Below are 16,129 nucleotides of genomic sequence, written 5' to 3'. Positions count from 1 at the left end.
GGTTTTTTATGGGTGATAATTCCTGGATCAGCTAGATATGCTCTACTTTATCGATTTCGTAATCTACATCGCCGCCCGGTGCTCTGACCACCACCACATCACCCTCTTCCTTCCCCACCAATGCGCGCGCAATAGGTGAGTTGACCGAGATTTTATTGGCTTTTACATCCGCCTCGTCATCGCCCACGATCTGATAAGTCACTGACTGATCAGTATCAAGATTAATGATGGTAACGGTAGTGCCAAAAATCACTTTGCCGGTATGCGGGATTTTGGTCACATCAATAATTTGCGCATTGCTAAGCTTGCCTTCAATTTCCTGAATGCGGCCTTCACAAAAACTCTGCTGCTCACGCGCGGCAGAATACTCAGCGTTTTCTTTCAAGTCGCCGTGGGCACGCGCCTCGGCAATCGCGTTAACGATGCGCGGGCGCTGTACTTTTTTCAGGTCTTCCAATTCAAGCGCTAATCTTTCAGCGCCTTGATTAGTCATGGGGAACTTGGTGCTCATGGACAATCCTTATTTATTCAGGCGCTGATGCAAATCTTGCAAACGGCGCACTTCAATATGTTGACCTTGTTTCAGCGCCATACATACAGCCTGACTTGCAGCCAATGTGGTGTTGTAATAGACACGGTGATTTTCGGCACTGCGGCGAATGGATGATGAATCGCGCGTAGCCTGGCGACCTTCCACAGTATTGAGGATTAAATCGATCTCGTCATTCTTGATCATATCCACAATATGCGGGCGACCTTCCTGAACTTTATTGACGATCTGCACATCCAAACCAGCTGCTTTTAACACTGACGCAGTACCGCGTGTAGCAACCAGTTTAAATCCAAGACTCGCCAAATCGATACCCACGCCGACAATACCATCTTTATCCATATCGCGAACACTCAGGAACGCAGTGCCGGTCGCAGGAATACGGTTGCTAGCGCCCAATTGTGATTTGCCATAGGCCTCGCCGAAGGTATCGCCCACGCCCATCACCTCACCGGTCGATTTCATTTCTGGCCCGAGGATCGGGTCAACGGCCGGGAACTTATTGAACGGGAATACCGCTTCTTTCACGCTGAAATAGGTTGGGATAATTTCTTTGGTAAAGCCTTGCTCCGCCAAAGAGGTGCCTGCCTGACAGCGTGCAGCAACTTTCGCCAGCGACAAACCGATACATTTGGACACAAACGGCACAGTGCGCGATGCACGCGGATTTACTTCGATGACATAAATTTTGCCATCTTGATACGCGAGCTGGGTGTTCATCAAACCGATAACACCCAACTCAATTGCCATTTGTTTTACTTGCTCGCGCATTTCGTCCTGCACATCGGCAGGTAGAGAGTAAGGTGGCAGCGAACAAGCCGAGTCACCGGAGTGAACGCCACATTGTTCAATGTGTTGCATGATGCCGCCGATCACAACTTGTTGGCCATCAGACACAGAATCAATATCGACTTCGATAGCATTATTGAGGAAGTGATCAAGCAAAACCGGAGCATCTTCTGATACTTGTACCGCAGTACGCATATAAGTGCGCAGCTCATCTTCTTTATAAACGATTTCCATCGCCCGGCCCCCCAATACATAAGACGGGCGAACGACCAATGGATAGCCAACTTTATCAGCAGCAAGTAATGCTTCTTCCAGCGAACGAACGATCGCATTTGGCGGCTGCAACAGACCCAACTTGTGGATCATTTGTTGGAAGCGCTCGCGGTCTTCCGCTTTGTCGATAGCATCCGGGCTGGTGCCGATAATGGGCACGCCTTCCGCCTCCAATGCACGCGCTAATTTCAGCGGCGTCTGGCCACCGAATTGCACAATCACACCAACCGGTTTTTCTTTGTGGACGATTTCCAATACGTCTTCCAGAGTCACTGGCTCGAAGAACAAGCGATCAGACGTGTCGTAATCGGTCGATACGGTTTCAGGGTTACAGTTAACCATAATGGTTTCGTAACCATCTTCGCGCATCGCTAATGCGGCGTGTACACAGCAGTAATCGAACTCGATACCTTGACCGATACGGTTAGGGCCGCCGCCAATAACCAAAATCTTTTTCTTATCGCTCGGGTTAGCTTCACACTCTTCTTCGTAAGTCGAATACATGTAAGCAGTCGAGGTAGAGAATTCCGCCGCACAAGTATCTACACGCTTGTAAGCCGGGCGAATGTTTAACCCTTGGCGATGATGACGCACGGCCTTTTCAGTCGCACCTACCAACAGTGCTAAACGCTTGTCAGAAAAACCTTTGCGCTTGAGCTGGAACAATTTGTCTGCATCGAGATCGGTGAGTGATTTACCGCGCAGCGACTGCTCGATATCGATCAACTCTTTTACTTGCACCAAAAACCATGGATCGATCTTCGACAGATTAAATGCATCATTGACGCTCATGCCCATGCGGAACGCATCTCCGAGATACCAGATACGCTCGGCACCAGCAGTCGTCAATTCGCGGCGAACTTTTGCAGCGCCTTCTTCAGTGGTGTAATCCACTTTGGATTCAAAACCGGCCGAGCCCACTTCCAAACCGCGCAACGCTTTTTGCAGCGATTCCTGGAAAGTGCGACCAATCGCCATCACCTCACCAACGGATTTCATTTGCGTTGTTAAACGCGCATCAGCGTCACCGAATTTTTCAAAGGTAAAGCGTGGCACTTTGGTAACGACGTAATCGATCGATGGCTCAAATGATGCCGGTGTTGCGCCGCCGGTAATTTCATTTTGCAATTCGTCGAGGGTATAACCAATCGCCAACTTGGCAGCGATTTTTGCAATCGGGAAGCCCGTCGCTTTGGATGCAAGTGCGGATGAACGCGATACACGCGGGTTCATCTCAATCACCACCATGCGGCCATCAACTGGATTCACCGCAAATTGCACGTTGGAACCGCCCGTTTCCACGCCGATTTCACGCAATACCGCAATCGATGCATTGCGCATGATCTGGTATTCCTTATCGGTAAGGGTTTGCGCTGGAGCAACGGTGATCGAGTCGCCGGTGTGCACACCCATCGGATCAAAGTTTTCAATCGAGCAGACGATGATGCAGTTGTCGTTTTTATCACGCACAACTTCCATCTCGTACTCTTTCCAACCGAGCAGGGATTCATCAATCAGCAGTTCATTGGTCGGTGACAGATCCAAACCGCGCGTACAAATTTCTTCGAACTCGTCCCAGTTGTAAGCGATACCGCCACCGGAACCACCCATGGTAAATGACGGGCGAATGATGCATGGGAAACCGAATTCTTTCGGTGCTTCTTTCGCCTCTTCCAAGGTATGAACGATTTTCGCGCGAGCGCATGAAAGGCCAATACGCTTCATCGCCTGGTCGAACAAATTGCGGTCTTCTGCCATGTTGATGGCTTCTTCTTTCGCGCCAATCAACTCAACATTGTACCTTTCCAACACACCGTGTTTAGCAAGCGCCAACGCACAGTTGAGCGCCGTTTGGCCGCCCATGGTGGGCAGGATTACATCGGGGCGTTCTTTTTCAATAATTTTTTCTACGGTTTGCCATTCAATCGGCTCGATGTAGGTGGCGTCCGCCATCGCCGGGTCGGTCATGATGGTGGCTGGATTGGAGTTCACCAAAATAACGCGGTAACCCTCTTCGCGCAGGGCTTTACAGGCTTGTGCGCCCGAGTAGTCAAATTCACACGCCTGGCCGATTACAATCGGGCCAGCGCCGAGAATCAATACACTGTTTATGTCTGTACGTTTTGGCATGTCTGCTCCGATTAGGACGCCTTGCGCGCTTGCATCAATTCAATAAAGTGGTCGAATAAGGTATCGGCATCATGTGGACCGGGGCTGGCTTCAGGGTGACCCTGGAAGCTGAACGCGGCCTTATCGGTGCGATGAATACCTTGCAAGGAACCATCGAATAAGGATTTATGTGTCGCCTTGAGGTTGGCGGGCAGGCTGGATTCTTCTACCGCAAAACCGTGGTTCTGCGCAGTGATCATCACACGTTTGGATTCCAGATCCTGTACCGGATGGTTGCCGCCGTGATGGCCAAATTTCATCTTGATGGTTTTGGCGCCGGAGGCCAAGGCCAACAATTGGTGGCCGAGGCAAATACCAAATACCGGAGTATCGGTTTCCAGAATATTTTTAATCGCTTCGATGGCATAGGTGCATGGCTCAGGATCGCCAGGGCCATTAGAGAGGAAAACACCGTCCGGATTCATTGCCAGTACGTCGGCAGCTGTGGTTTTGGCGGGCACTACAATCAACTCGCAATCACGATCCGCAAGCATGCGCAGGATATTGCGCTTCACACCGTAATCGTAAGCGACTACTTTGAATTTTTTCGCGCCGGTCAGGGCTTTGTGGCCTTCGCCCAACACCCAACTACTTTCATTCCAAGTGTATGACTCACTCACTGTTACTTCTTTGGCGAGATCCAAGCCTTTCAAACCGCCGAAAGCTTTGGCAGCAGCGAGGGCTTTGGCTTCGTCAATATCATCACCCGCCATCAAGCAGCCGTTTTGGGCGCCTTTATCGCGCAGGATACGGGTCAAGCGGCGGGTGTCTATATCGGCGATGCCAATCACATTGCGCGCCTTAAGATAATCGGAAAGACTTTCCTGATTGCGGAAGCTGCTGGCAAGCAATGGCAGATCGCGAATCACCAGGCCAGTGGCCCAAATGCGCTCGCACTCTTCATCTTCGCTGTTGGTACCGGTGTTGCCGATATGGGGATAAGTGAGGGTAACAATTTGCTGGGCGTAGGATGGATCGGTAAGGATTTCCTGATAGCCGGTGATTGCGGTATTGAACACCACCTCACCCACTGATAAACCTTCAGCACCAATTGCGGTACCACGGAAAACACTACCATCGGCAAGGACCAAAATGGCCTTCTTCGGGGCAGGAAGGGATTCCTGAGTAGTCAAAACAACCTCCTGAGCTGGTTGGGTTTTGGCTTGGAGAACACCGGCAGTCACTAACCCTGCGGGATACCCTTAAAGCAAGCTAATAAATCGTTGTAGGTTCGTCATCCAAATCGCACAGACGTTCAGTTTTTTCAGGCTCAAAAAGTCAGTCGCATTGACACTTATAAAGTGAACATCGCGATAAGTCATTGAGTTAAAAGGCAAAATTAATCTGACTGTAAAACGTTTGGTTGTAAAAAAGCGAGATGAAACTCAAATCTCATCTCGCCTTTTTATGTTCTTGTGCGAACCGTTTTGTATTCTTTGTGCAGAGCCGTTTGAGGCGGCCGCAATCTGGCTGCGAATTCTACGGGACTCGCCCGCGCCTGTCCATTGGAATCTACCCGAATCGGGCCAGTATCAGCCTTTACGAAACAACTTCCCAACCAAACTCACCACCGCCAACACCAAGGCCCCAATCACCACACCCGCCACACCGTTCAATACCGACGAAGTCAACCAACCCACCGGTTCAGTTGCGGCAGCAGCATGCTCAATCCAATGATGAATAACAGGAATACTGTGCGTCACAATACCGCCGCCGACCATAAACATCGCCGCAGTACCCAATACGGATAAGAGCTTCATCAGGCGCGGAGCAGCGGCCAGTAAAAAATTTCCGGAAAATTGTGCAACTGGGTTGGGCTTTTTGCACAGGTGCATGCCTATATCATCCAACTTCACAATCAATGCGACAAACCCATAGACGCCCACAGTCATCAATACCGCAATACTGACGACCACTGCGGCCTGCTTGGCAAAAGTCGCAGCAGCTACCGACCCAAGTGCGATAACGATGATTTCTGCCGAAAGAATAAAGTCCGTACGCACGGCGCCTTTAATTTTTTCTTTTTCGAAAGCGACCATATCCACTTCCGGATTGGCAACAGCTTCGATCAATTCGCGATGATGTGCGGAATCCTCTGCTTTGGAATGGAAATATTTGTGCGCGAGTTTTTCAAATCCTTCAAAACACAAATAAGCACCACCGATCATCAGCAGTGGAACAATTAACCAGGGAACAAATGCGCTGATAAACAGTGCGGCGGGAACCAGAATCGCTTTATTGAGCGCAGAACCTTTGGCAACCGCCCATACCACGGGCAACTCGCGTTCTGCGCGCACACCCGCAACTTGCTGTGCATTAAGCGCTAGATCATCGCCCAGTACACCGGCTGTTTTTTTCGCAGCGACTTTGGTCATAACCGCCACATCGTCGAGCACTGTAGCAATATCATCAAGCAATGCTAATAAACTGGAACCAGCCATTCTTTAATTCCCTGAGCGATTTTCTGGAAAGTTGATTTTAAATTTATCGCAAACCCAACACATCCTGCATATCAAACAAACCGGATTTTTGTTGTTGCAACCATACTGCTGCGCGCACGGCGCCGTTGGCAAATGCCAGACGGCTTGATGCTTTGTGAGTAATTTCCACACGCTCTCCATCAGCCATAAACATCACTGTGTGATCACCCACTACATCGCCGCCGCGCACAGTGGCAAAACCAATAGTATCGCGCGGACGCGCACCGATTTGGCCTTCGCGACCATAAACCGCCACTTTATCCAAATCGCGCTCCAATGCATTCGCGAGTACTTCACCCATACGCACCGCAGTGCCGGAAGGTGAATCGACTTTATGACGATGATGCGCCTCGTAGACCTCCACATCGTATTCATCGCCCAATACCCGCGCGGCTAAATCGAGCAATTTAAAACACAGGTTTACACCGGTAGAAAAATTGGCCGATAACAGCAAAGGAATTTGTGTTTGATAGGAGAGCAGATCCGCTTTTTCTGTGGCACTGAATCCGGTGGTACCAATGACGATAGGCTTATTGTGCGCTGCGCAAATTTTTACATGATCGAGTGTCGCGAGCGGCGAGCTGAAATCGATCAACACATCGAATTGGTCGATTACATCGGCGATGTTATCTACCAGGGTTACACCGAGTTTTCCCACATTACCCAGCTCACCGGCATCCACACCCACCAGTGAACTACCTGCACGCACGGTTGCAGTACCCAATGTGGTTTGTGGATTTTTTTGTGTGGCTTCAATCAACGCCTTGCCCATACGGCCTGCGGCACCGGCGATTGCTATTCTTGTCATTGTCTTACTCTCGATAAAAGATCATTGCAAAAAAATTAAACATTATTCGTCGTCTTCACTATTAAACAAATGGCCAAGCTTACCTGCTTTTGTTTCAAGGTATTTTGCGTTGTGAGGATTGCGGCCAGTCTGATGCGGGATGCGTTCCACTACATTGATGCCCATATCCTGCAAGGCTTTTACTTTACGTGGATTATTGGTGAGCAATTTTAAAGCTTTGATATTGAGATGTTCGAGCATGGGCTTGAGGATGGAGTAATCGCGCATGTCTGCACCAAAACCCAATTGCTCATTGGCCTCTACCGTATCGGCGCCCTGGTCTTGCAAATGATAAGCCTTGATTTTATTCAGCAATCCGATACCGCGCCCTTCCTGGCGCAAATAAAAAATCACCCCGCGTCCAGCAACGCCAATTTTGTGCATAGCAGCCTGTAACTGTGGTCCACAATCGCATCGCAGACTAAATAATCCATCACCAGTAAGACACTCGGAATGAATACGGGCAAGCAAAGGTGCAGGGTCATTAATATCACCCATTGTTAACACAACATGCTCTTTATCTGTTTCAGCATCAGTAAAACCATGCATCACAAACACCCCAAAGGGAGTTGGCAATTTACAGGACTCTATAAATCGAATTGTCACTGAAGACCTCTATTGCTCTTTCATAAAAAGAGCACTCTAAAAAATTAACTGCTTATTAATTACATTTACTTTTCTGTAAGAACTAACACACCGTTAGCGATGGACATATTCACTTTACCCAGGTAACTATTGCCCAATAGAATCACCTCCGGTGACTCTGTTGTGCTGACAGCTGCGGTCAACTGATTAAGCTCAATATCGCCCACGGAAACACGATTCAGAACAACCGCGTATGCTTGCGCAACACCATTCGCCGTTCTCACAGAAATGGGAGTTCCCGCAAGGTAGTCAATACCAATTTTTTCAGCTTCACGGTAATTCATTGCAATACCAGTCGCACCAGTATCAACCATAAACTTAACTGAAGTGCCGTTGATTTTCCCCTGCGTAAAGTAATGTCCACCTTCTGCGGAGGCTATACGCACTTCCGCTTTTTCCGCCTGAATAAATTGTGTAGAGATTTTTCGATTTAACTTCAATGTTTCTCGCTTGCCAGCCACATCAACTACTGCATGAAGACCATCTGCTGATACCAACTTAACTCCTTCAGGGCTGACCGCGCCTACACGTAACATGCGCTGCTTACCATCAACAACAATTAGCGCGGCATCCTTTGCCAACATTTTTACCTGCAAATCCATCGCTTTCACCTGAGCAGCAAAAAAAACACACGCAATCAACGAAAGATTCAACCAGTAATACAACATGCGAACTCCCTATCCGAACAATGAAACGCCCCACCAGAGAGCTGCCAATTGTAAAAAAATGAACGCATAAATCCCGGCGAGCGCATCATCGATCATTATGCCGAAACCCCCGTGCACTTTTTTATCCAGCCAATTGATTGGCCAGGGCTTCAGAACATCAAAAAACCGAAACAACACAAACCCGATGAGTATCCACAGCCAACCAGTGGGCGCCATAAACATAGTGATCCAGAAGCCGACAAATTCGTCCCACACAATACCACCATGGTCGTGCACTCCTAGTGCCCGGGATGAGCGGTCACACCAGAGCACACCTAATGCAAAGGTCACTATTAACCAACTCAAATACACTGGCCAGGATAAATTTTGCAATAGCAAAAAAAACGGAATCGCTGCAAGTGTGCCAAAAGTGCCGGGAGCTTTTTTGGCAAGGCCACTGCCAAATCCAAATGCAAATAAATGGTTAGGATTGGCGAGCAATTGTTTAAACGTGGGAGTGCTCATTAGAAATGTTGGTACCCCGTTTTAGCCAACTTGAATGGTTCGCCTTCGTACTCACAGATGACTTTACCGCCTGCGATCATTTCCCCGATCACTGTGGCTTGTAATTCTCCCTGCGCAATTAACATAGCGATATCAGCCATCTTTTCAGGCTGAACCGTAAAACACAGTTCGTAGTCATCGCCACCACTGAGCGCCCATTGGTAAGCTTGCGCATCATTGTTTAAAGATTTTAGCGCAGGTGATAGCGGCAAGTTTTCGACATCAATCACCGCCCCCAAATCACTTGCATCGCATATATGTTGCAAGTCGGCAACCAAACCATCAGAAATATCCAATGCACTGCTGGCGAGTTCACGAATTAATGCAGACTCAGCCAAACGCGGTGTTGGGCGATAAAAACGTTGCTGCAAATAGTCTGTATGCTCATCGGTAAATTGTTGGGTATTTTGAATTGCGGCCAATGCAGCTGCACCGTCACCCACAAAATTGGTCACTAAAACAAAATCACCAATATTGGCACCATCGCGCCGCAGTGTGTGTTGCGGTTGGGTTGCACCCATCACCTGGATCGTAATCGATAAGGGGCCTGATGTCGTATCTCCTCCAACCAATGCAATGCCGTATGCGCGCGCGCATTTAAATAACCCACGACTAAAACTGCGCAGCCAGTCTTCATTGGCTTCCGGTAGGGTCAGTGCAAGTGTGAACCAGAGCGGATCTGCGCCCATAGCGGCGAGATCGCTTAAATTGGTTCTTAATGCGCGCTCGGCAATTAGTTCGGGATCAGCATCCCTAGGAAAATGCACATCAGCAACCAGCGTATCGACCGATACTGCTAGTTGCTTTCCAGCGGGGATTTGCAAAAGTGCGCAGTCATCACCAATCCCCAGCAACACGCCTTCGGCAGGCTGCTCGGCTTGCTCGCGCTGGAAAAATTGTTGGATCAGTTGGAATTCACTGGGCACTTTTACGTCTTTTTAAAAAATTAAGCCGTTTTAGAAGAGTTGAATCGCCTTTGGAACGAAGAGCGACGGACAATCGCCCGAACAATTAACGGCTTTTGCGTTCGGCGTTGACTTCCAATGCGCGCAATACCACGGCCGCTTTATCTAACACACCGTTGATAAATTTGTGACTGTCTTCTGCACCAAATTTTTTCGCCAAGGCAACAGCTTCGTTGATGACTACTTTGTATGGAACATCAATACGGAATTTAAATTCGTAGGTGGCAAGACGCAGCAGCGCGCGAGTGATTGCATCCAATTCTGCCAGTGAGCGATCAACCAGAAAGGGTTCGTAAACGGCATCAAGTTCGCTTAAATGTTCAGGCACACCGTGGAGGATATCGTGGAAATATTCCACATCCACTTTGCTCATATCGTTATCGGTGCGGAATTCTGCTTCGATTGAGTTGAGCGAATTACCGGTCATATGCCATTGATACAGCGCTTGCATCGCGTAGTGACGAGCCATACGGCGGGTTGCAGCGGTGTGGCCTTTTTGCGCGGATGCTCCGGCTTGACCTGAAGGAGTAGTCATGAACAATTACCTGATAAAGAACTTGAATGCCCGCGTGCACGGGCATGAAATAAAAATAACAACAATTAAATCGTAACGGGCGTTATATTTTCCCAAACAGGGAAACCATTTCCAGTGCGGTGGAAGCAGCCTCAACACCTTTGTTACCCGCTTTGGTGCCCGAGCGTTCAATTGCTTGCTCGATTGAATCAACAGTCAGTACACCAAAGGTTACGGGCACACCATATTGCAAGGAAACCTGAGCTAAACCTTTAACGCACTCGCCCGCAACATAATCAAAGTGCGGTGTGCCACCGCGAATGACTGCACCTAACGCAATGATCGCGTCGAATTCTTTTTTCGCTGCAATTTTTTGTGCAGTCAATGGAAATTCAAAAGCGCCGGGAGCGTAATAGATGGTGACATTTTCATCTTTGATGCCGTGGCGGCGCAAAGTATCCAATGCGCCGTCTTTCAGACTCTCTACAACAAAGCTGTTCCAACGGCTAACGATCAACGCGTACTTACCTGCTGACGCGGAAAAATCACCTTCAACTACTTTGATATTGCTCATGCTATTTTCTCTTAACGATGAAATTGTTAATCGCCCTCAGGGAAAACCTTTTAGTCACCCTCAGGGCAAATATATTCAACTACTTCCAAATCAAAACCCGAGAGCGCTGAGTAGCGCATGGGCGCCGACATCACGCGCATTTTGCGCACGCCTAAATCACGCAGGATTTGCGAGCCGGTGCCCACTTGTTTGTAGAGCACTTCCGAGCTGCGGCGCATTTGTTTGCCGGAGATCAACCAATCGATGCTGTCTTCAACTTCTTTAGTCGATTCGTCGTGGCAGATCAGCAGTACGACACCCTTACCCTCTTCGCTCACTTTGCGCAGCGCATCCTGGTAGGTCCAGCTTTTGCCACCAGCGACTGACGTGCGCTTGAGGCTCAACACGTCGCGGGCAATATCCATAACGTGTACACGAACCAGCGTTGGCTCGGCATCTATCTCGCCTTTGATCATCACAAAGTGCAGATCGCCGCGCGCCAGATCGCGATAAGTGCGCAGTTCAAATTCACCGTAAAGGGTTTCTACTTTGCGGGTATTGATGCAGGCAACGGTTTTCTCTTTGGTGGCGCGGTAGTGAATCAGGTCGGCAATGGTACCGATTTTCAGGTGATGTTGCTCGGCAAATTGCTCAAGATCCGCGCGGCGCGCCATGGTGCCGTCGGGGTTCATCACTTCAACAATCACCGCCGCTGGCTCGAAACCGGCCAGACGCGCAAGGTCGCAACCAGCTTCCGTATGACCCGCACGGCTCATAACACCACCCGGTTGCGCCATCAAGGGGAAGATGTGACCGGGCTGCACTATGTCTGTCGGCTTGGCATTAGCTTTTACCGCTGCACGCACAGTCAGCGCGCGATCGGCCGCCGAAATACCGGTACTAACACCTTCTGCTGCTTCAATCGATAAAGTGAAATTAGTGGTGTGCTGGGATTTGTTGTCGCTCACCATCAGCGGCAAATCCAGTTGTTTGCAGCGCTCAGGCGATAGGGTTAAACAGATCAAACCGCGAGCGTGAGTCGCCATAAAGTTGATATCTTCCGGGCGCACCTGCTCGGCGACCATAATCAAATCGCCTTCGTTTTCACGGTCTTCGTCATCCATCAGGATGACCATTTTGCCGTGGCGCAGGTCTTCGATCAGTTCTTCAATTGTGTTGAGTTGCATAGACAATCTCTATGTAAGGAAGTAATTCCGGTTAAGCAAAACCATTCTTCGCCAAAAATTCCAGGGTAATGCCCTGCCCTTCACCTTCGGCGGCTTTGTCGCCAAGCATCAGGCGCTCAAGGTAGCGAGCGAGCACATCCACTTCCAGATTGAGCTGAGTACCAGTCTTGTAGCTATCCATAATGGTCCACTGCAAGGTGTGCGGGACGATGTTGAGTTCAAATTCGGCGCCGTCCACTTTATTAACGGTAAGACTAGTACCATCTACCGTGATTGACCCCTTGTGGGCGATATATTTTGCCAATGACTTGGGCGCACGGATGCGAAAGCGCTCGGAGCGCGCGTCAGGATGACGACTGACAACTTCGCCTACACCATCGACATGGCCGCTAACAATATGGCCACCCAAGCGGGTTTGCGGGGTCAGGGCTTTTTCCAGATTAACCCGCTGGCCAACTTTCCAGCCGGGCAAGGTGGTGTTATCCAAAGTTTCGCGCGATACATCCGCCCAATAGCCATCGCCGGGCAAATCCACCACCGTCAGACAAACGCCGTTGGTAGCGATGGAGTCCCCCAGATGTACATCACCCAGATTCAAGCTGTGGGTTTTGATGCGCAGACGCAGATCGCCATTTTTAGGTTGCAACGCCACCACTTCGCCGATGGCTTCAATAATTCCGGTGAACATAGATTTACCTCGGAATCGCGATAGTCGAGAGACTTATACGATGATGCTGGTTGGTTTGCCTTGGGTAACAGGGATTCTTAAATCAATCACTTTAGTGCCGGCAAGATGATCGTGGATGCAGCGCTTGTCCGCACGGAAAATCGCCAGAATATCCACCAAGCGCAATATGCCACCCACCATAGGCACACGGCCTGCCAACCATTGGATCAAATAGCGCTGGACGATCAATTGGAAAAACGGCGGGACGCGATTATCCATAGTTACAATGGCAATACCCATGATGCGCTTGCCGATGGTTTGCCCGTAGCGGCTGAGCAAATACCCGTGTAATACCAAAAATGAAATGTAGGGAAACAACGCGAGCAATACCTTTTGTCCATTCGACAAAGCGGCCACTTTGGCAAGGATTTCGGATTGCATCGCCTGGGCATCCTGCGCCTTGTTCGGGTCAAATTCGGTCATTCCCAGATACTGCATCAGGAACATCATCGAAATGACCATGAACACGCCATCCAGCATAAACGCCGCAAAACGCTGGCCGAGCGAAGCCGAATTGTCCACCTGCGGTGAATTTGGAGCGGGTTGTAAATCGGGAGCTTGATCGTTCAAGGTGTTACCTATCTAGTATTCAGTGTCGGGCACGGCGGTGATACGCCAGTCACGCCCGACGGCGCGAATATCTTTAATTTTCAGTGAGAGCGCGGCGGACATAGTATCCAGCGGCAAACCAAACAGTGGCAGCGCATTGTTGCCCAATAGCTTCGGGGCCATGTACATAATAATTTCATCGAGCAGCCCACGGCGTAAAAAACTGCCGGAAAGCGTAGCACCCGCCTCAACCAGCACTTCATTGCAATGACGACGGGCGAGCTCGCGTAAGAGCGCGTTTAAATCGATACGGCCATCTTTACCCGGCAACGCAATCAGCTCAACAAAATCCGGCCAGCCTTGTAATTGCTCAGCCTCAACCTTGCCATTGTGTACCAGCAATATCGGGGTGAATTGTTTAAACATCAAGGCGGTGCGCGGTGTGCGCAGTTGTGAATCGAGGATCACCCGTAGCGGTTGTTTCGCGGCGGCCTCTTCAGCGTTAGGCAAACCCAACTCATCCACACGCACGGTGAGTGAAGCGTTGTCCTGCAAGATGGAATCGACACCGGAAATAATCGCGCATGAACGAGCACGTAGACGCTGCACATCTGCACGCGCTTTGGGGCCTGTAATCCACTTGCTTTCGCCCGAAGCCATAGCAGTACGGCCATCAATACTCATCGCCATTTTGCAGCGCACGTAAGGCAGTTTGCGTTCCATGCGGCGGACAAAACCGGGGTTGAGCACACGCGCATCCTCTTCCAAAACCGGGCCATCAACTTGAATACCCGCAGCGCGCACCATGGCGATGCCATTGCCCGAAACGAGCGGATTGGGATCTTCCATGCCATATACCAACCGCGCGATACCGGCATCGATCAAGGCTTGCGAGCAGGGGCCGGTTTTACCGGTATGGCTGCAGGGTTCAAGGCTTACATAAGCCGTTGCGCCGCGCGCGCCGTCGTGAACTGCAGAGTCGCGCGCCGCAGTTAACGCATTAACCTCGGCATGGGCTTCACCGGCGCGGACATGCCAGCCTTCAGCGATCACCTGCCCGTCCTTCACCAGCACACAACCGACACGCGGATTGGGCATGGTGGTGTAAAGGCCGCGCTCCGCCAAACGGAATGCATGCGCCATAAATTCAAAATCAACCGAAGATAGGGTCATCAGAAAATTAGTCGTTTTCAGGTTGCTGTTCGAGGCGGTCGATTTCCTGGCGGAATTCGTTGAGATCCTTAAAGCGGCGATACACAGAAGCGAAGCGCACATAGGCAACTTCATCGAGCTTTTGCAATTGCTCCATCACTTTCTCGCCTACCAGCAATGCCTTTACTTCGCGCTCGCCGGTCGCCTGCAAAAAGTGTTTGATATGGTTAATGGCCGATTCAATCGCCTCGATACTCACCGGGCGTTTTTCCAGCGCACGCAATAAACCGGCGCGCAGTTTGTTTTCATCGAAGGGTTCGCGGGTACCGTTTTGCTTGATGATGCGCGGCATCACCAATTCGGCCACTTCAAAAGTGGTGAAGCGCTCATGGCAGGATAAACACTCGCGACGACGGCGCACCTGATCGCCTTCCGCCACCAGGCGTGAATCTATAACTTTGGTATCTTCCGCACTACAAAACGGACAATGCATGATCATCGGCCCCAGCGATTGATAAAGTGGGCGCATACTAGCACAAAATCTAGTAAATCTGGCTGTGGCGAGGGGTATTCATAGCCCTTGTGGTGGGAGGATGAGAGGAAGCCTGCACTCACCTAGATAACCACCAGGCCGAGTAATTTGCCCGGATTTTTCCCGCAGTCGCTTGTTAGCCTTGTTAAATTACACCCAAACCTAGACGTATAGCGAGCGCTCTTACATATTCAGGATGGCGTATATTATGAGTCTCTAAAACCTGTTTCTGTAGCAGGTTTCGGGCTTTTTCTGTTTCATTTTGCTTAGTGTAAATAATTGAACTAACTATTCTCGGTGTGTTGCAGTAGCTTAAATTATTTTCAGCACCTTCTAGCTCTTTTAGAATACACGCTCGACTTTCAAAGCGATTTAAAAAATTAAGTCCGAACGTAAGCAACAAAGTTCGAATTTCCTCAGTTACAGCAGGCGTATTTTGGGTTCGCCACCAAATGTCTTTGGTTAAACCACTTAAGGGCCCTAAACGATCACGAATACAACAATTGTATTCTTGAACCCATGATTTCGCTAAGCACCCTCCGTGAAATTCAGCAACTTCGGGGACATACACACCAAGGTTTACAGTAAACAGCCCGTAGAAATTTTCTTTTAAACCCGGAATGAATACACTAGCCGGAGGTTCGGATTGTCCCATTTGGAAATTTATAACTTGCGTAAGACCATCAAGGGTTTGTCTGTTAAAAGTACGCCCACGAACTTTGAACCCGAATTCCTTGAGTGAGTTACGAATGGAGCTTTGAATTGCATCCACTTCAATTACGACTTCACTTTTGCTCATTCGCTTTTTCCATTGGCTAACGAAGCCGTAGAAAAACCTAATAACCACTAATTTTTCCTGCAGCCAATTGATTAATATTTAATTGACTAACTTTTGCCCAATTATTTTCTGATTTTCAATCAATCTTGCTCAACTAACGCAATGCAATCAAAAAACGTCAAATCAACCGCTATTAACTGCTATTTTC

The 16,129-nt window shown here is 49.4% G+C and carries 17 protein-coding genes; all 17 read right to left on the bottom strand.

Translation table 11 applies throughout. The annotated features are described in order from the left end of the window. Positions 1–31: 31 nt before the first annotated feature. Positions 32–511 (bottom strand): transcription elongation factor GreA, encoded by a 480-nt coding sequence (greA, locus tag J2X05_RS13490; protein ID WP_310073297.1) that lies wholly within the window; start codon positions 509–511, stop codon positions 32–34. A gap of 9 nt (positions 512–520) precedes the next feature. Next, positions 521–3,742: a carbamoyl-phosphate synthase large subunit gene (carB, locus tag J2X05_RS13485; RefSeq protein ID WP_310073295.1), complete on the bottom strand. Its 3,222-nt coding sequence runs from the start codon at positions 3,740–3,742 to the stop codon at positions 521–523. Between the two features lie 11 nt (positions 3,743–3,753). After that, a complete protein-coding gene (gene carA / locus J2X05_RS13480) occupies positions 3,754–4,914 on the bottom strand; it encodes a glutamine-hydrolyzing carbamoyl-phosphate synthase small subunit (RefSeq protein WP_310073293.1) in 1,161 nt (386 codons plus the stop codon). A 399-nt stretch (positions 4,915–5,313) separates the two neighbouring features. Continuing rightward, the gene (locus tag J2X05_RS13475) at positions 5,314–6,222 is read right to left on the bottom strand and encodes a DUF808 domain-containing protein (protein ID WP_310073290.1); all 909 of its coding nucleotides are present in this window, start codon (positions 6,220–6,222) and stop codon (positions 5,314–5,316) included. 43 nt (positions 6,223–6,265) lie between these two features. Continuing rightward, positions 6,266–7,069 carry a 4-hydroxy-tetrahydrodipicolinate reductase gene (gene dapB / locus J2X05_RS13470; RefSeq protein ID WP_310073288.1) on the bottom strand — a complete coding sequence of 268 codons (804 nt, stop codon included), beginning with the start codon at positions 7,067–7,069 and terminating at the stop codon, positions 6,266–6,268. A gap of 42 nt (positions 7,070–7,111) precedes the next feature. Further along, entirely contained in the window at positions 7,112–7,714 is a 603-nt protein-coding gene (gene ribA / locus J2X05_RS13465; protein WP_310073287.1) for a GTP cyclohydrolase II, read from the bottom strand. A 65-nt stretch (positions 7,715–7,779) separates the two neighbouring features. Beyond that, positions 7,780–8,421, bottom strand: a complete 642-nt coding sequence (locus J2X05_RS13460) for a retropepsin-like aspartic protease family protein (protein WP_310073286.1) — start codon at positions 8,419–8,421, stop codon at positions 7,780–7,782. 9 nt (positions 8,422–8,430) lie between these two features. Next, the gene (locus J2X05_RS13455; protein ID WP_310073284.1) at positions 8,431–8,925 is read right to left on the bottom strand and encodes a phosphatidylglycerophosphatase A family protein; all 495 of its coding nucleotides are present in this window, start codon (positions 8,923–8,925) and stop codon (positions 8,431–8,433) included. Beyond that, positions 8,925–9,890: a thiamine-phosphate kinase gene (thiL, locus tag J2X05_RS13450; RefSeq protein ID WP_310073283.1), complete on the bottom strand. Its 966-nt coding sequence runs from the start codon at positions 9,888–9,890 to the stop codon at positions 8,925–8,927. The genes J2X05_RS13455 and thiL overlap by 1 nt, the downstream gene beginning before the upstream one ends. A gap of 85 nt (positions 9,891–9,975) precedes the next feature. Further along, the gene (gene nusB, locus J2X05_RS13445) at positions 9,976–10,464 is read right to left on the bottom strand and encodes a transcription antitermination factor NusB (protein ID WP_310073281.1); all 489 of its coding nucleotides are present in this window, start codon (positions 10,462–10,464) and stop codon (positions 9,976–9,978) included. An 82-nt stretch (positions 10,465–10,546) separates the two neighbouring features. After that, entirely contained in the window at positions 10,547–11,017 is a 471-nt protein-coding gene (gene ribH / locus J2X05_RS13440; RefSeq protein WP_310073279.1) for a 6,7-dimethyl-8-ribityllumazine synthase, read from the bottom strand. A gap of 50 nt (positions 11,018–11,067) precedes the next feature. Continuing rightward, entirely contained in the window at positions 11,068–12,183 is a 1,116-nt protein-coding gene (ribBA, locus tag J2X05_RS13435; protein WP_310073278.1) for a bifunctional 3,4-dihydroxy-2-butanone-4-phosphate synthase/GTP cyclohydrolase II, read from the bottom strand. 31 nt (positions 12,184–12,214) lie between these two features. Beyond that, positions 12,215–12,871 (bottom strand): riboflavin synthase, encoded by a 657-nt coding sequence (locus J2X05_RS13430; protein ID WP_310073276.1) that lies wholly within the window; start codon positions 12,869–12,871, stop codon positions 12,215–12,217. A gap of 33 nt (positions 12,872–12,904) precedes the next feature. Then, the gene (locus tag J2X05_RS13425) at positions 12,905–13,480 is read right to left on the bottom strand and encodes an RDD family protein (protein ID WP_310073274.1); all 576 of its coding nucleotides are present in this window, start codon (positions 13,478–13,480) and stop codon (positions 12,905–12,907) included. Positions 13,481–13,492: 12 nt separating this feature from the next. After that, entirely contained in the window at positions 13,493–14,632 is a 1,140-nt protein-coding gene (ribD, locus tag J2X05_RS13420; protein WP_310073273.1) for a bifunctional diaminohydroxyphosphoribosylaminopyrimidine deaminase/5-amino-6-(5-phosphoribosylamino)uracil reductase RibD, read from the bottom strand. A gap of 7 nt (positions 14,633–14,639) precedes the next feature. Then, positions 14,640–15,104, bottom strand: coding sequence for a transcriptional regulator NrdR (gene nrdR / locus J2X05_RS13415; RefSeq protein ID WP_310074004.1), 465 nt, complete (start codon positions 15,102–15,104; stop codon positions 14,640–14,642). Between the two features lie 184 nt (positions 15,105–15,288). Then, a complete protein-coding gene (locus J2X05_RS13410; RefSeq protein ID WP_310073270.1) occupies positions 15,289–15,942 on the bottom strand; it encodes a DUF4304 domain-containing protein in 654 nt (217 codons plus the stop codon). Positions 15,943–16,129: the final 187 nt, after the last annotated feature.

Origin of the sequence: Cellvibrio fibrivorans, from assembly GCF_031457055.1 — a bacterium.
GTDB lineage: Bacteria > Pseudomonadota > Gammaproteobacteria > Pseudomonadales > Cellvibrionaceae > Cellvibrio > Cellvibrio fibrivorans.
This window is presented reverse-complemented; position numbering and strand designations above follow the sequence as displayed.